This is a genomic window from Sphingomonas tagetis, from assembly GCF_024211275.1.
GTDB lineage: Bacteria > Pseudomonadota > Alphaproteobacteria > Sphingomonadales > Sphingomonadaceae > Sphingomonas > Sphingomonas tagetis.
Genome location: NZ_JAMLDX010000035.1, coordinates 1 through 14,159 on the forward strand (window position 1 = coordinate 1; position 14,159 = coordinate 14,159).

Annotated in this window: 18 protein-coding genes and 2 pseudogenes; 10 read left to right on the forward strand and 10 right to left on the reverse strand. The window is 61.7% G+C overall.

Going from position 1 to position 14,159, the window contains the following annotated elements; translation table 11 throughout:
* Positions 1-238 (forward strand): annotated as a pseudogene (locus M9978_RS22550) (methyltransferase); the annotation flags it as partial.
* Between the two features lie 188 nt (positions 239-426).
* On the opposite strand, the gene M9978_RS22555 reads toward M9978_RS22550, so the two are convergent.
* Positions 427-678 carry a hypothetical protein gene (locus M9978_RS22555; protein WP_254297351.1) on the reverse strand — a complete coding sequence of 84 codons (252 nt, stop codon included), beginning with the start codon at positions 676-678 and terminating at the stop codon, positions 427-429.
* 9 nt (positions 679-687) lie between these two features.
* Here M9978_RS22555 and M9978_RS23235 point away from each other — a divergent pair, with 9 nt between their 5' ends.
* Entirely contained in the window at positions 688-819 is a 132-nt protein-coding gene (locus M9978_RS23235; RefSeq protein ID WP_302054185.1) for a hypothetical protein, read from the forward strand.
* Positions 820-905: 86 nt separating this feature from the next.
* Here the strand turns inward: M9978_RS23235 and M9978_RS22560 are convergent, their stop codons facing one another.
* Together M9978_RS22560 and M9978_RS22565 are read right to left on the reverse strand one after the other, a co-directional pair.
* Positions 906-2,234: a type II toxin-antitoxin system HipA family toxin gene (locus tag M9978_RS22560; RefSeq protein WP_254297353.1), complete on the reverse strand. Its 1,329-nt coding sequence runs from the start codon at positions 2,232-2,234 to the stop codon at positions 906-908.
* A complete protein-coding gene (locus M9978_RS22565; RefSeq protein ID WP_254297355.1) occupies positions 2,234-2,485 on the reverse strand; it encodes a helix-turn-helix domain-containing protein in 252 nt (83 codons plus the stop codon). Before M9978_RS22565 ends, M9978_RS22560 begins: the two co-directional genes overlap by 1 nt.
* Before the next feature lie 180 nt (positions 2,486-2,665).
* On the opposite strand from M9978_RS22565, the pseudogene M9978_RS22570 reads away from it, so the two are divergent.
* Positions 2,666-2,892 (forward strand): annotated as a pseudogene (locus tag M9978_RS22570) (hypothetical protein); the annotation flags it as partial.
* 1,105 nt (positions 2,893-3,997) lie between these two features.
* Here M9978_RS22570 and M9978_RS23495 read toward each other — a convergent pair.
* Positions 3,998-4,255: a helix-turn-helix domain-containing protein gene (locus tag M9978_RS23495; RefSeq protein WP_367305146.1), complete on the reverse strand. Its 258-nt coding sequence runs from the start codon at positions 4,253-4,255 to the stop codon at positions 3,998-4,000.
* Between the two features lie 176 nt (positions 4,256-4,431).
* Here M9978_RS23495 and M9978_RS22575 point away from each other — a divergent pair, with 176 nt between their 5' ends.
* Positions 4,432-5,739 carry an SLC13 family permease gene (locus M9978_RS22575; protein ID WP_254297357.1) on the forward strand — a complete coding sequence of 436 codons (1,308 nt, stop codon included), beginning with the start codon at positions 4,432-4,434 and terminating at the stop codon, positions 5,737-5,739.
* A gap of 86 nt (positions 5,740-5,825) precedes the next feature.
* Here M9978_RS22575 and M9978_RS22580 read toward each other — a convergent pair whose 3' ends face one another.
* From M9978_RS22580 to M9978_RS22595, 4 genes are read right to left on the reverse strand one after another with little or no spacing between them, the layout of a single operon-like run.
* Entirely contained in the window at positions 5,826-6,086 is a 261-nt protein-coding gene (locus tag M9978_RS22580) for a DUF5985 family protein (RefSeq protein ID WP_254297359.1), read from the reverse strand.
* Positions 6,087-6,090: 4 nt separating this feature from the next.
* Positions 6,091-6,363, reverse strand: a complete 273-nt coding sequence (locus tag M9978_RS22585; protein WP_254297361.1) for a DUF5985 family protein — start codon at positions 6,361-6,363, stop codon at positions 6,091-6,093.
* A gap of 1 nt (position 6,364) precedes the next feature.
* Positions 6,365-6,751, reverse strand: coding sequence for a hypothetical protein (locus M9978_RS22590; RefSeq protein WP_254297363.1), 387 nt, complete (start codon positions 6,749-6,751; stop codon positions 6,365-6,367).
* Positions 6,726-6,905 (reverse strand): hypothetical protein, encoded by a 180-nt coding sequence (locus M9978_RS22595; protein WP_254297365.1) that lies wholly within the window; start codon positions 6,903-6,905, stop codon positions 6,726-6,728. Before M9978_RS22595 ends, M9978_RS22590 begins: the two co-directional genes overlap by 26 nt.
* Before the next feature lie 145 nt (positions 6,906-7,050).
* Here M9978_RS22595 and M9978_RS22600 point away from each other — a divergent pair, with 145 nt between their 5' ends.
* From M9978_RS22600 to M9978_RS22615, 4 genes are all read left to right on the forward strand, one after another.
* The gene (locus tag M9978_RS22600) at positions 7,051-8,661 is read left to right on the forward strand and encodes a sensor histidine kinase (RefSeq protein ID WP_254297367.1); all 1,611 of its coding nucleotides are present in this window, start codon (positions 7,051-7,053) and stop codon (positions 8,659-8,661) included.
* A complete protein-coding gene (locus tag M9978_RS22605) occupies positions 8,658-9,353 on the forward strand; it encodes a response regulator transcription factor (RefSeq protein ID WP_254297369.1) in 696 nt (231 codons plus the stop codon). The genes M9978_RS22600 and M9978_RS22605 overlap by 4 nt, the downstream gene beginning before the upstream one ends.
* A gap of 47 nt (positions 9,354-9,400) precedes the next feature.
* Positions 9,401-10,048: a pirin family protein gene (locus M9978_RS22610; protein WP_254297371.1), complete on the forward strand. Its 648-nt coding sequence runs from the start codon at positions 9,401-9,403 to the stop codon at positions 10,046-10,048.
* Positions 10,049-10,157: 109 nt separating this feature from the next.
* Positions 10,158-10,982 carry a hypothetical protein gene (locus M9978_RS22615; RefSeq protein WP_254297373.1) on the forward strand — a complete coding sequence of 275 codons (825 nt, stop codon included), beginning with the start codon at positions 10,158-10,160 and terminating at the stop codon, positions 10,980-10,982.
* 134 nt (positions 10,983-11,116) lie between these two features.
* Here the strand turns inward: M9978_RS22615 and M9978_RS22620 are convergent, their stop codons facing one another.
* Both M9978_RS22620 and M9978_RS22625 read right to left on the reverse strand, forming a co-directional pair.
* Positions 11,117-11,485, reverse strand: a complete 369-nt coding sequence (locus M9978_RS22620; protein WP_254297375.1) for a DUF6768 family protein — start codon at positions 11,483-11,485, stop codon at positions 11,117-11,119.
* Positions 11,485-12,009: an RNA polymerase sigma factor gene (locus tag M9978_RS22625; RefSeq protein ID WP_302054188.1), complete on the reverse strand. Its 525-nt coding sequence runs from the start codon at positions 12,007-12,009 to the stop codon at positions 11,485-11,487. Before M9978_RS22625 ends, M9978_RS22620 begins: the two co-directional genes overlap by 1 nt.
* Before the next feature lie 156 nt (positions 12,010-12,165).
* Between M9978_RS22625 and nhaA the strand changes: the two genes are divergently transcribed.
* The gene (nhaA, locus tag M9978_RS22630; protein WP_254297379.1) at positions 12,166-13,458 is read left to right on the forward strand and encodes a Na+/H+ antiporter NhaA; all 1,293 of its coding nucleotides are present in this window, start codon (positions 12,166-12,168) and stop codon (positions 13,456-13,458) included.
* Between the two features lie 217 nt (positions 13,459-13,675).
* Positions 13,676-13,921, forward strand: a complete 246-nt coding sequence (locus M9978_RS22635; protein WP_367305147.1) for a DUF3363 domain-containing protein — start codon at positions 13,676-13,678, stop codon at positions 13,919-13,921.
* Positions 13,922-14,159: the final 238 nt, after the last annotated feature.

Sequence of the window (14,159 nt, forward strand, 5' to 3'; positions counted from 1 at the left end):
GTCGCTCGATATGGCGCAGATGGCAGTCGAGCGGCTCGCGCCCGGCGGAAAGCTCATCCTGTACACCGGCAGTGCCATCGTCGACGGGCGCGATGCGCTGCGGGAGGCGCTTGGAAAACTCGGCTGCGATCTGCGCTACCGGGAAATCGATCCGGACGTGTTTGGTGAGGAGCTTGCGTCTTCCGCATATGATACTGTCGACCGTATCGCGGTCGTGGCAGCTATCCTTACAAAATAGCGGTGCAGTCCAGTCAGAGGAATCTGAGGAAGTTGAAGCGAAGCGGTGCGTCGGCGTTGCGCCCTAATTTCGGACAACCGGCGCCTCGGTCGACAGTCCCTAAAGCCGCCATTCATCTTACTGCTTCGCGAGTTCCGAATTCCTGCTCGAGGCCCCGAAAGCCCGTCCAGCAGCGACACCGGCGCCAATCAAGCGGTCTCGATCGCGAACGCGGAATTATTACCGTCCGGATAATCGGCCACGGCGGCAAAGGCGGGGTCGATACCGCCGATCATCTTATAGAAGCGGATCACACTGCCATCCATCATTGTCTCGAACCCGATTGGCTCCCATCCGGGGCTAGACTCTGCGTTCCAGGTGTCGATCGACGGCGTCGAGCTGCTGTCGTTGAGGTTGTTCTCGATAAACGAATAGGAGCCGTTGACCGGCCAGGCTTCCATCCGCGCCCGATGGACCGCCAATTCAGTCTGAATACCAAGGCGCACCGGTGGTTCGCCTTGTACCATCCGTACGGGGTCGACAGCCGCTATTTCGGACTGGTGCTGATCGACCGGGTGCGGCGCATCGAAAGGCTGTTCTGACATGGCCTGAATGATTATCCCACATTTTTGTAACGTGAGGTCTTGTGGGATAATTGAGCTTTTAAGGATTTAGGTAGGGCCAACTGTCAGGGGAAATCCGACTCCCCTACGGCGAGCCTGTCCGCGCGGCTGCGAGCGCCACCCGAAATGCTTTCCACGAGCTTGGGTGGAAAATCGGTGGGTAGTTGCGCATTCACGGCGTCTATCGCGGCCGCGATCTGAACGGGCAGCTCATCCAAGGCTTGATTGATCAGGCGCAGGGGAAGGCCACATGCCTTTCCGGTCTCCACAAAGTGACGCCCATGGATCTCGTTCAGTCGGTATTTCCTGCTGTTGCCAACCGCCATCGACAGTTTGAACGCATTGCGGCCGATCCGTCCGGCATCGACCATCGGTTGCACGCTCAACACGTCGTACAGCGGTGTAGGCTGAAAAGCGCCTTCGGGACGAAGGAACAGGCTGAAGTTCTTCGCGTGCCCGTCAGTCGCGCCCAGCAGCCAAAAGACGACTTGCGCACGGAAAAAGGTCAGGCGATCGACAATGGGATCGTTGCTGCCGGTGAGCAGGTTCAAGATTTGCGTGATGCCCGGTCCCCCATCGGCCTGATATTTCATCGTCGGTGGGACAGAGAGAGCCTGGCAGCAATCTTCCTGCGGAAGTCGAATGAGGCGTTTGTCACGCGTCCAAACCCGATCGAACCGCTCGACGACGAGCGCCTTTAGCGTGCCGAAAGTGGTTATCTCGCAATGCGCGGTCGGGAAACCCAATGCCTGCATCAACCTCATGCAATAGAATTCGTTCTCGACGCTGTCGGCCAAGCCGATTCCGCCTCGCGGAATGGCAATCTCCGGTTTCAGGATGTGTGTCGTGGGCGTGGTGCCGTGTGGACGAATCCAACGGCCCTCGTGCCAAAGCAGCGCCGTCTTCTCCTGAGCACCGGCAAGAGAGATGCGGAAATGCTCGTCCACGTCGCGGTCTACGCCCAACGGAGCACGGAAGAGATTTCCCAGCAACGCTTCGATGTCACTGTCATCAAGCGTCGCGCCGTCGATCGTCCCGGTCGAACTGGGTTGTTCCTCGCCCGGCAGGAACTGCAACGCGCCTACACAATCGTGTCCGACGCGCTCCAGCAGACTAAAGGCGTCCGTTCCGCGCGCGCCGACACGCGCAGCCAAGCGCTGTCGTATCTGATCGGAGTCCGGCAGCAGGTTTTCGAACACGGCCATGACGGGAGCACCGACAAAGCGACGTGTGCCTAGGGGAAGGGAGAGAGAGATCGGCATGGCGTGCTCCCACGCCAGCCACGCCTCATCATAAGCGAACTCGATCGCACCGTTCGACGCGCGAATGAGCACGCCCACATGGCGGTCGTTGAGGAAGATATTGAGCGGCGTGCGAGTGGGACGGCGCCCCATCAGAAGATGCTCTCAATATCTTGCGGCGAACCTTTCGTTCGCGGCCCAAGGGTGAATTCAAGGTCCAGAGCCGCGAGGATCTTGGAAATCCGATCAAACCGCGTGCCGGGATTTCCGCCCTCAATCTTCGAGATGGCTTCCTGTCGGAGCCCCGCCTTGTCGGCTAATTGAGCCTGTGTAAGACCACGCGCCCGACGCTCGCGAGCAATCGCTTCACCCATTTGCTTAGCGGTGCGGACGAGATGCTTCATACACCGTTTATGCTAAAAATCGCATAAAATGTCAATATGCCGTATATGACATAAAGCTGCTTTATGCGCTTAAGTGCATATACGCCTGAAATCTCTATCGATCAGGTTTTGCGCTATTCATGATCGATAGAAGCGTTCGTATCGATCATCGGCTTACCCTGTCACGTGATCGCACAAGACTGCATCCCGGGCCGGAAAACACGCAACGAGCCGATCAGATACGACAAACGCCGCTACAGACGTCGGAGCCGCATCGAGATATGTTCGGCCGCCTCAAGGACTGGCGCCGCGTCGCCACCCGCTACGACCGATGCCCAACCGCCTTCTTCTCAGCCGTCGCACTCTGGATGCGTTTGTGGCCGATAACATTTGGGAACGGATGGCCTCGGCTTGGGTTGTCTAGCTGAGGAGCTGGTTATGGACAGTCTCAAGACACGCATCGCTGGGTCCCAGGCTGGCGAGCGCCAAGAGCGCAAACTTGCAAGGCGCGCGGCGGAAGTAAGTGATCGTCACATTTTGAAGGCTGAGCGGCATGCAGACAAGGCATGGAGCCTGAACGAAAGTGATCCTGGCCTACCTCCCATTAAGAGTGGCCTCTGGACATCTCGCGACAAGCGATAGTCATGGTCGCTCCAAGGCGCGTGTATCGGTCGGTCGTCCCCGGCGGAACGTGCGGAAAACACGCGCGTCGACGAAGGACAGCTAGGCACCCCTAGCATCTTACGGGGGAGCTGGCACGGGTCGCCCTGGATTCTCCGCCATGCGGAAATGGCTTGTCACGGTGCGCGACGAGCACGATCCCGGGCGAGATACCCTGCAGCCCGCGTGGCGGCGAGGCAATCCGCCGGTCCGGCGGTTAGGCTGCGGTCGGATCAAAGCCCGCAAGGGCAGCCTGCGCGGCCTTGAGGCTCAGCAGTCGCTCGTAATTGCTCCTTTTCGCGGATCGACCAAATGAGGGCCAAGATAACGCAAGGTCGGACCGGATGCGATCCGCAACGCGAATGAGTTCGCCAACGGTAGGATAGCGACCCTCTGCGATGCAGGCGATTACCTCAGGCGCAATTGTCTTGGGCTGCGTCACGATCGTTCCTCCCGATTGCCTGCCTAGCTGGAATTGATGACCGATTTGGGAAGAGTGGACGTTGAAAAAAGTTGCGAGGCCTGAACGACGAAATCGGCCTGGCTCAGCCGCCTGATCAAATTCCGGATTGGCTCGCCGATCTTGGGCGGGGCACTGCCGGTGCCAGTGTAATTCTGTCGAGCCCTGGGCTGAACGACGAGGCCGAGCGTCTCAGCAGCACGACCAAACCAAACAGATGCAATGGAGGTGCTTGGCGATCCCCATGGCGCAAGGCCGGAACGAGCGCGATCGCTATGGCCATTGCCATTGCCATTGCGCTACCTGTGGAACGCAATGGCGCGAACCCTCACCCGGTTCCGAATATCCTTCTCCAAGGCGACATGCGTCAACCCTCTGTGATGAGTTGGAGCGGCCGGCAAATCCGGGGCGGTTCATTCCGGCTTCGGCCAAGGCTCATAGCCGAGGAACGCTATAATCGCTGGATACATCCGGACATGCGGCTCCTTGCCCGCTTCCCAATCGAGTACCGACGTGTGGCTTACCCCGAGAAGTTTCGCGACCTTGCGCTGGAGGAGGCCGCTAGTCAGCCGTCGCTTCTTGAGATGCTCCCCTAAGGTCGCCGGTTCCGCCTCATACGGCAGCAACTTGGGCGCTGTGAGCCTCACTTTCGTCCACGGCAAAAAGGCCACACGGCCATGTGCCTGCTGCGATTCGACGAACTGAACTCTCGCTTGGGTCGGAAACGCGCCCCTGTTTCGACCATTCGCGCTTATCTTCTTGGCGATTCGACGCTGCCATTCGCCTGCGCGCTCTGCCGAGCCCAAGCCATCGGCGCAGTTGCCGAGGATGTGATAAGCTTCTGCTCATGACTGCCGAACAAATCGTTACTTTGCTGGTCCTGGCCGCCGTTGTTGGGGCTCTTATCTGGGACAAGATTCGCGCAGATGTCGTTGCCCTTGCTGGTGCCGCTGTGCTGTTGCTGAGTGGCGCGGTTCGGCCGAGTGAAGTCCAGAGCGCGTTCGGCAGCCCTGCGATCGTCACGCTCGCGTCGTTGTTCGTGATCGCCCACGCAATGGAGCTTTCGGGTCTGTTGAACCTTTTGATCCGTCGCGCGGTCGCGGTCTGCCGGCGAACGGGCGCTCTCGGACTCTGGATCCTGATCGGACTGTGCGGGGGCGCTTCCGCGTTCCTCAACAACACGCCGATCGTCGTGTTGTCGGCACCGGTGGTGCGCGATGTCGCAAATTCGCTCAAGCTTGACGCGAAGCAGTTCTTGATGCCGCTATCCTACGTGGCTGTTCTCGGCGGATGCTGCACGCTGATTGGCACCTCGACCAACCTCCTCGTCGATAACATGGCGCGCTCGTCGGGCCAGCCGCCATTCGGGATCTTCGAGATCACTCCGGTCGGCCTGATCGTGGCGCTCGCTGGCGGACTCTATCTGCTTGCATTCGCAGGGTTGCTCAAGGGATCCTCGAATTCAGGGGCGCAACGCACGATTCAGCACCATGTCACGCATGTCGATATTGCGGGAGACTCGATTGGGGACCCGAGCGACTTCGCCGTGGAACGCCCCTTGGCGCCGCTCAAGGCAGTCGCTTCCGTGCTGGTATTCCTGGGAGTCGTTACGATCGCCGCGCTGAATATCGCGCCGATCGCAGCGGCGGCGTTTGCCGGTGCCGTGCTCCTCATCCTCATTCGCGTGATTGCGCCAGAGGAGGCGTATGGAGGACTGCGACCCGAGATACTCCTTCTGATCGCTGGGATGGTCGTGCTTGGCATCGCGCTAGAGCAGACCGGGCTCGCCGCGGCTGCGACCGATCGACTGATCGGCTCGGTCGGCATATTTGGACCACTGGTCGCGCTCATCCTGCTGTACGGCGCGACCATGCTGCTGACCGAGTTGCTGTCCAATGCCACGGTGGCGGTGCTGGTCACGCCGATCGCGGTTGCCCTTGCTGAAAGTCTTGGCGTCAGCGCGCGACCGTTCCTGGTCGCAGTGATGATTGCCGGAAGCGCCGCTTTTGCGACCCCTTTTGGCTATCAGACCAATGTCCTCGTCTATCAGATGGGCGGCTATCGCTATCTTGATTTCGTCAAGATCGGGCTGCCGCTAAACATCATCACCTGGATCGTTGCCGTTGCCGCCATCCCCTGGTTCTTCCCATTCTAGCGCGGTCATAAGCGGCAGGCTCGGGCGGGACGGCAATCGGTGCCTGGGCAGTTACCAGCCGCGTCATAGGATCGACAACCCGTCGTTCATGCCGGCCGCCGGTTCTTCCACCAGATCGAGATGAGGATCAGCACGAAAGCCACCAGTCTCGGGAAATAGAGCCAGCCGCGTTCCTCGATCGGAAAGTCGGTCACTGCGAGGAGTGTTTGGGCCAGGGCCAGCAGCCAGAATGCGAAGGCGAAGGCAAGGAACAGCCGCTCCCGCGTCTTCTTCCAGAATCGCAGGAAGAACAACCCGGCAACGAAGCACCCCATGGCGATTACGCCGGACAGAAAGTCGAGCATCATCGGTTCAGTCCTCAAGGTCCCAGACGAAACCGAACAGCAAAAGCGCCACGGCTGCCGCCCAAAGCAGGTAGCGCGGTGCGCGAAGATCAGCCGCCGGAACGACCACCAGGTCTATGACCATGAGCAGGTTTGCGGCCGCCATCAGGCCGAAGCAAAGCGCGCTCCAGAGCAGGAGTCGGGCCGAAGTGCGCAAATAGTTGCGCGCGAGCAGCAGGGCGCAAAGCGCGCTCGTCACAAAGCACAGGACATAGACTAATGTGGGTAAAAGAGCGGCCACGTCAGTCCTTCCTTAGCCGGAACGAGTCGGCGAATTTTGTGATATCCGAATTTGCTGCGGCGACAATCAATCGACGCACGGCATCGGGACTGCGGGCGTAAAGCGCCTCTGCAGCGCAGGCGGCGCGATCGAGGTCTTCGTTGGCGGGGCGATAGCCAACGGCTCCGGTCGAATCGACCGCTACGAGGCCGGCCGCCAGCAGCGCGTCGATGCTTTGCTGGACGACGAGGTCGCTTGCACGCAACCCGACAACGATTTCGTCGGGCAAGAGCGGACGGTCACGATGTTTGCGCAGATAGCAGAGCAATTCGAGCGCCCATACCGAGCGGAACGTCGCACGGATAAATGCCGAGATTTCCCGGTCAGAGGACATGGAAGGCTCGATCATCTACGATAGGCGACCTCACCCCGTCGCATCGCACCATGAATTCTGTTCCGAATGCACGGTCAAAGGCTTGAACAAGCTCAGCCTGCGGCAGGCCGCCATCGACACAAGCGTCGAGCGCGACGACGAAGGGAATGCGAGGCAGAAAGTCGAACATTGACGCGCCTTGACCGTCCGGTGCGGACAGGAGAGGCCGTAGAACGAAAGCCAACGGTGCGTTACTATAGCATTTATATGCATGGACCTGCGCACCCAGGGCACTATGCCGATTTCTGAGAGCGCGCGGTAGCCGGGCCATCCTGTTGACCTTGGTTATCAGGAAGGGCGCGCTCCTGACCCACCACGACGGCGAAACCATCCTGCCCGGAGAGGCTTCGCCGTCGTGGACCAGCATCGGGATGAGCTTGTCGTCGATGACCGTCGAAGAATCCCTAATAAAGGTGCGGAAGCGTCAACTGCACCCGGCTATTCAGCAGGCGCTGGTTACCGCGCTTGTACTGACCCTGTCGGCGCTGGCTGCATTGGCGGCAAAGATACTTATCGGCCCGGTCGCTGCAGCACTGATCTTCGTGCTGGGCATCACCATTGCCGGTGCGTTGGGTGGCGTGATTGCCGCGCTGGGGGCATCGTTCGTCGCCTTCCTCTTCTACAATTTCTTTCTGACCGATCCGGCGTTCAGCTTCCGTCTTGCCAGCAGCCGGGACATTGCGCCGCTCATCATCTTTAATCTCTGCGGCCTGGTCGCCGGCGTGCTTGCGGGACGGCTCAAGGACCATGCGAAGGCGGCACGACGGAGCAATCTGCAGCTGGAGAATTTGCTCGAACTCAGCCGCACGCTTCAGGCGGCTGTTCGGCAACAGGATGTGGTCATGGCGGTCGCCAAGGCAGCCTATCATATCGTTGGAGCGAAAATCTCGATTTACCGGCAAACGTCCGACGGGTTGAACCCGCTCGATGCACCGCCGCACGACCCGGACCGACATGCGCTCGCCGAGCGGACTCTCGCCGCTGACTCGCCGACACGTGAGGAGGATGGACGCATGTCCCGTTGCCTCAAGGGCAGCGAGGGGAACTTAGGCGTGATGATCGTCGAGATGTCCCATTCCGATAAGCTCGACCCCACCTTCGTCGATGCGCTTGGCAACATGATCGCATTGGCGCTCGAGCGCGCGACGTTTTCCGAGACGATTGCTGAAAGCCGTGCTTCTGCGCGAGCGGAAGAGCTGAAGACCGCGCTCCTCAGCTCCGTCAGCCACGACTTCAGGACGCCGCTAACGGCGATCAGCGCGTCGGCATCCAGTCTGATTACCTATCGAGACCAGCTGGATGCGTCGACATCCGCTGGCTTGCTCCGCAGCATCGTTGAGGAATGCGAGCGACTGAACCGCTACACCGCCAATCTGCTGGAGATGAGCCGCCTGGAGGCGGGCGGTGGCCTGGCGGGTCTGCAGACGCTGAGCGTCGCCGAAATGGTGGGCGCTGCGATCAAGCGCATTCGTCCGCGCGCCGGCAACCGTCCGATCCAACGCTGCGGCGAAACGGACGCCCTGGTGAATGCCAATGCCGCCCTGTTCGAGCTGGTCCTTCTCAACGTGCTCGACAATGCGATCCGCTACAGCACTGACGGAAGCTCGATCATCGTCACGATCGATCATGTGCAGGATCATTGCGTCGTCACGATCGCGGACGAGGGAATCGGCATTCCGCCCGGCGATCTGGAACGAGTGTTCACCCGGTTTCACCGAGTCTCGCGCGCTGAGGCCGCGCCGCGAGGCAGCGGCCTCGGCCTTGCGATCGCCAAGGGCTTTGTCGAGGCGGTCGGTGGCACGATCGAAGCGCGTGTACCTGGCGTTGGCAATGCCGGAACGCAGATCGTGATTTCGCTGCCCGCTATCCCGGAGGACGGCCAGTGACGCATATCCTGTTGATCGACGACGAACCGTCCCTGGTCGCGGTGCTCGAACCCGTGCTCGGGGCTGCCGGCTATCGAGTGACGACCGCCGGTGACGGTGCTTCCGCAATCTGGCGCGCAGGGGCGGAGCAACCCGACATCATTCTCCTCGACCTGGGACTTCCCGACATCGACGGCAAAGATGTCATCCGCAATATTCGCGTAACCAGCCGCGCGCCGATCATCGTAATCTCGGCCCGCCATCAGGAAGGTGAGAAGGTCGCCGCGCTGGACGAAGGCGCGGACGATTATGTCAACAAGCCATTCGAGATCGGCGAACTGATGGCGCGCATCCGCGCTGCGCTGCGCCGTAGTTCGAGCCTCCTGCATCAGCCTCCAGCCTATAGCGGAGGGCCGCTTCATATCGACTTCGGCGAGCGGCGCGTGACCGTCGGCGGCGAAGCGGTCCGCCTTTCGCCGAAGGAACATGACCTGCTTGTCGCGCTCGCGCTAAGCGCCGGGCAAGTTGTGACCCACAAACGCCTACTCGCGGTGGGCTGGGGTCCGGAGGGTGCCGACAGCCAGTATCTTCGAGTTTACATCGGGCTGCTTCGCCAGAAGATCGAGGAGGATTCCGCTGACCCCAGGCTGATCCTGACCGAGCCGGGGGTTGGCTATCGGCTGGTCACGCCCGAAGGAACTGGCGAGGCGTGATAGAGGCCAGACAGCGCGCTTCGCTGGGATCGACCTGCAGGGCGGGAGTGGAGGCACTCCACCATTTCTGCTTTGCCGGCTACCACGCGCTCGGCCGCGAAGGGTGGGGGTTGCTGTCTGTCCTCAACCACGTCACATTGGCGCCGCATGCCGGATTGCGGCCACAACCGATCGATGGCGTCGAACAGGTTTTGATCGTCCGCAAGGGCGCAATCGCTCACTCGGGAAGCATGGGTGGAAACTGCCGTACGTTGGCCGGGGAGGTCGAACTCATCTCACCAGGTCCTGGCATCACGCACGCCGACGTGAACCCGTCTGCGCGCACTGCGGAATATATCGAAATCCGTATAAGGTGCGATGATCCCGGAGAACGCGCGCAACGCAAGACCGTCAAGTTTCCCGGACAGGACCAAAATGGGGAGCTTATACTGTTTGCGAGCGGTCTGCTTGAAGACCGTCCCGCGATGGTGCTGCACGCGCCGGCTCGGCTGTCCGCGGCCCGGGTGCCGACTGGCGGCACGCTCGAATATGCCCCGTTTCCGGGACGACACGTGTATATTCTTTCGTTGAAAGGGCAGCTCGCCGTAAATGGCATAGCGATCGACCAGCTTGAAGGCGCGGCGGTCGCAGATGAGCCTCTGCTGAGAATTAAGGCCAAGCAGTTCGCGGAAATGCTGATTATCGATACCCCCTAAGCAGGCACTGCCGTGTCGTTTGTGTTTGCGATCACCGCCAATCGGCTGGGGTCCGACTCCAGACGATGGCATAGGTCGACTATCCTTATCGCTCTGCTAAGGTGCCTGAATGAGTCCCGCAGACCCCAACGGGGTGCCCCGTGGCGGCGCTTGGGGCATCGCTGCTCTCCTCGCGTCGGCGCTGGCCGCCGGCTGCGGCCCGCCCGCCGGGACGCCGGGGAATGAGGCGGTCGTCAGTGCGAACGAGACTAGCGCCATCCCGCCGCCCCCTGCGCCCCTCCTGCCGCTCGACCGGGCCGGATTGCTCGCCGCTGCTTCCGCCGCAGCCGATGCGACCGCTGCCGGTCAGCCATTGCCTGAGCAGAATCGCGCGCTGATCGGCCGGTCTTTCGAGATTCGGTTGCCGATCGGCTGTGTGGAAGAGGCGGCCGAGCCTGGCTCGCAATGGGCGGAATGGGCCTTTGATGCCGAGAGAGGCTCGCTCAAGCTCAGCGCGAGGAACCAGTTTGCCGAACTGCCGGAGTGGCTCGCGTCGGTCACCGGTGATCAACAGGTTGATGCCGTGGAAGGGTTCTGGATCGAGCGAGCGTGGACCAGGTCGGAAGACTGTCCGAAGCGCAAATCAACCGACGCGACGGGCGAAACCAGGCCCACTATGGGGATCGTTGAGCTCTTTACGTCCGATGCACCCAGGACGATCCAGCGCGGAACGCGACCCTATGCGGCTACGATCAAGGTCGAAAGCGCGCCCGGTGAGGGCGCAGCCTATCGACTGGCATTGAGCGGCCGCGTGGTTGGCTTCGCCGATCGCGAGCCCATCCGCTGCTGGAATGAGGCTGATCATCTTCCGCCGGTTTGCCTCGCCGCGGTGGAAATTAGCCGCGCGGCGTTTGAAGATGCAGACGGTGAGATGTTGGCGGAGTGGCGACGCTAACGCATCAATAACCACGCCATGGCATCCAGCGCCCGCATTTTCTACCCAAAGGGCTACCACAAACGACCGCTCCACACATGTCGTGAGTCGTCATACATCGACGCGGCGCATCCGCACGCTCCGGCACAGGTCGCTTAGCGCCTCGCGCCAAGCGCGATTTGCAGCTCGATCCGCTTGAGTTCGCGCATGATCTGATTGGTATGGATCGGGGCTGCTACCGCGAGCTTAACCGCGAGCGACGCGAGCAGCAGCACTGCCGCCGGTAGGCCCCAACGCAGCTGGGTGACCGGATGGTCGGCCTCGAAGAAACCCCAGGCCGCCCACACGCCAGTGAGGAAAAGCAAGGTCTGGCCTGCCATCATGAAGGCAACCATCCATCCCGTGCCGGCGCCGAACAGCCCCATCGCACGCTCGACGAAGCCGGGCTCGTCGCCGATGCTGCTCAGCAGCTCGCGCTCCTCGGCGTCGAGCGCCTGGTCCATCAGTTCGTCCACGTTACGCATCATGCTTCTCCTTCCAACGCGGCGCGCAACTTGCGCCGGGCATACATCAGGCGGGTCTTCACCGTGCCCGCCGGAACGTCGAGAGCGACCGCGATCTCAGCGACGCTCAATTCCTCGAAATGGAACAACGCGATCGCGGCGCGTTGGCCGGGCGGCAGCGCGCGGATCGCGGCGCGCAACCGCTCCACCTCACTCGCGTCTGTCGATATCTCGACAGCCCCTGGCTCCGCTTCCGCCGCTAGCGCCTGTTCGGTTGCTCGTGCCCGCGATAGCGTGCCGATCGCCCTTGCGCAGCGGCGGGTCACGATGCGATATGTCCAAGCAGGAAAAGCACGGTCATCGCGCAACCGGTTCAACCCGCGGAGGATCTCGATCCAGCTCTCCTGGACCACGTCGCGCGCGCTTTCAATATCGCCGGTCAGCCGCAAGGCGTGAGCCAGCAGCCGCTTGTGCCAGCGATGGACCAGAAGCGCCCGTGTCTTGCCGTCGCCCGCTCTCGCCGCGGCGACGATATACTCGTCCATGATCCGATCATGCGCCACCCACCCGCCTCTTCATTCAGATCGAGAATAAGGTGCGCGGCCGCGTCTGTCCGGTTCAATTCGCGAGGCCGAAAAAGCTCGGCGGACAAAGTATCCACGCAAGTTCCCATTGGCGGTTACACCCGCTAGGCAGCCTCTATGACCCCAGCGACAAACGCCAAATCGCGCACGTCGGCATCGCGTGCCTTCCTCACGAGCGAGGCAGCCGGTGGCATTCTCCTGATGGGCGCCGCCGCGCTTGCGATGCTCGTCGCAAACTCGCCGTTCGCGCACGACTATCACGATTTGCTGCATCTTCCGGTCAGCCCGGCGTTGACGTCCAAGCTCGGTCCGATGACGCCGCACCTGTGGATCAACGACGGGCTGATGGCGGTATTCTTCCTGCTCGTCGGGCTCGAGATCAAGCGCGAGTTCATCGACGGGCGCCTCTCTACCTGGTCGCGTCGCACGCTTCCGGCCATCGCGGCGGGCGCTGGCATGGCCGTTCCAGCGTTGATCTACCTGATGGCAGCGGGCGGCGACCCGATCCTGCGCAGCGGCTGGGCAGTCCCCGCCGCCACTGACATTGCTTTTGCGATCGGCGTCCTCGCCCTGCTCGGCAGCAGAGCGCCGGCCTCTCTCAAGCTTTTCCTGACTACGGTAGCGATCGTCGACGATCTCGGCGCCGTCGCGATTATAGCATTCTTCTACACTGCCGCGATCGACTTGGTCGCGTTGAGTGCTGCGGGCGCAATACTGCTGGTCATGTGGATACTTGGTCGAACAGCGGTCCGGGCGCTCCCCATCTATCTCCTGCTCGCTGCGCTCCTCTGGTACGCCGTGCTGCTATCCGGCGTGCACGCCACCGTCGCAGGGGTGCTCGCCGCCGCGATGATCCCGCTAAAGGCAACACCGGGTGCCCCGGATTCGGCGGAATCGCCGCTCCACCGGCTCGAGCATGCGCTATCGCCCATCGTCGCGTTCGTCATCGTCCCGATCTTCGGCTTCGCCAATGCCGGTGTCGCGCTCACCGGCATCGCAATTTCCGATGTCCTTGCTCCGCTGCCGCTCGGCATCGCTGCCGGTTTGTTCGTCGGCAAGCAGCTGGGAATCTTTGGCGCAATCCTGCTCTGCGTGCGTTTCGGGCTGAGCACGCGCCTACGGGGCGCCACGTGGCTCCAGATCTACGGCGTGTCGCTGCTTTGCGGGATCGGCTTCACGATGAGCCTATTCATCGGAGCGCTGGCCTTTCCCAGGAACGCCGACCTTGTCGAGGAAGCGAAGATCGGCGTGCTGCTGGGCTCGATCGCCTCGGCTATCGCCGGCTATGCGGTCCTGCGGTTCGCAGCGCCGCCCGCCCGTCACGAGGAAATAGAGCAGCAGCAAGGCCGGGAGTTCGAGCGCGATGGCGATGCCGCCTGCATCATCGAGCAGCGGTCGGCCGGTTCGTAATCCGACAGCATGAGGTTCGCGATCGCATCGCTATCATTTAGCGAGTACGCTTCAAAGCCAACTGGGCACCGCCAAGCGATCCGGAATCCGATCCGTCAGGTCATGACTTGCCACAACCGACCCTCTTTCGGTGAGACATCACTCGCCGACGCAGGGCAGCTATTTCATTTTCGCCTCCAGAAGCTGTCGGCCGGAGACGGACCAATGTTGACCGTGTATCAGCGCCGAGACCGTGCTGGCGTTTGCCGAGCACGACGGGAAGCACTCGATCGGACGCTATGCGCGGTCGGTACTGGTCGGCGACAAGCGGTTTGGCGTCATCGAGAAGTCGCACGAGTTTACGCTGGTGCCATGGCGCCCGGTATTCGAACGCCATGCCGGCCGCTACGTCGAACGCCTGCAACGTGGCGACGGCATCAGCTGGACACTCGGCCGCGGCCGCAGCGGCCCATCGATCTCCTAGGCTCAGGATCTGTAATTTGCATCCGCTTGGCGGTTGTCCCTTGAGGGTCTCAAGGATCTGTCCGCACTCGCCGGCCTGAGGGTCGGTGGTGCTGTATCGGGTCTCACAAGGCCGGACGTTGCATTGACTCGAAGCGGGCTTGGCAGCCCATCTGATAACCTTCGCAGATCGTCCGTCCCTGCGTTCCCTCGCGGGACACCGCCATCGGGTCAGCTGGAACGCCTCACCGCTGGCGAAG

Coding starts and splice junctions, on each gene's coding strand:
- M9978_RS22555 (WP_254297351.1), bottom strand. CDS start 678: ATGGAAGCCTGGCCGGTCAACGGCTCCTATTCGTTTATCGAGAACAAC.
- M9978_RS23235 (WP_302054185.1), top strand. CDS start 688: ATGGACCGCCAATTCAGTCTGAATACCAAGGCGCACCGGTGGTTCGCC.
- M9978_RS22560 (WP_254297353.1), bottom strand. CDS start 2,234: ATGGGGCGCCGTCCCACTCGCACGCCGCTCAATATCTTCCTCAACGAC.
- M9978_RS22565 (WP_254297355.1), bottom strand. CDS start 2,485: ATGAAGCATCTCGTCCGCACCGCTAAGCAAATGGGTGAAGCGATTGCT.
- M9978_RS22575 (WP_254297357.1), top strand. CDS start 4,432: ATGACTGCCGAACAAATCGTTACTTTGCTGGTCCTGGCCGCCGTTGTT.
- M9978_RS22580 (WP_254297359.1), bottom strand. CDS start 6,086: ATGATGCTCGACTTTCTGTCCGGCGTAATCGCCATGGGGTGCTTCGTT.
- M9978_RS22590 (WP_254297363.1), bottom strand. CDS start 6,751: ATGATCGAGCCTTCCATGTCCTCTGACCGGGAAATCTCGGCATTTATC.
- M9978_RS22595 (WP_254297365.1), bottom strand. CDS start 6,905: ATGTTCGACTTTCTGCCTCGCATTCCCTTCGTCGTCGCGCTCGACGCT.
- M9978_RS22615 (WP_254297373.1), top strand. CDS start 10,158: ATGAGTCCCGCAGACCCCAACGGGGTGCCCCGTGGCGGCGCTTGGGGC.
- M9978_RS22620 (WP_254297375.1), bottom strand. CDS start 11,485: ATGCGTAACGTGGACGAACTGATGGACCAGGCGCTCGACGCCGAGGAG.
- M9978_RS22625 (WP_302054188.1), bottom strand. CDS start 12,009: ATGGACGAGTATATCGTCGCCGCGGCGAGAGCGGGCGACGGCAAGACA.
- nhaA (WP_254297379.1), top strand. CDS start 12,166: ATGACCCCAGCGACAAACGCCAAATCGCGCACGTCGGCATCGCGTGCC.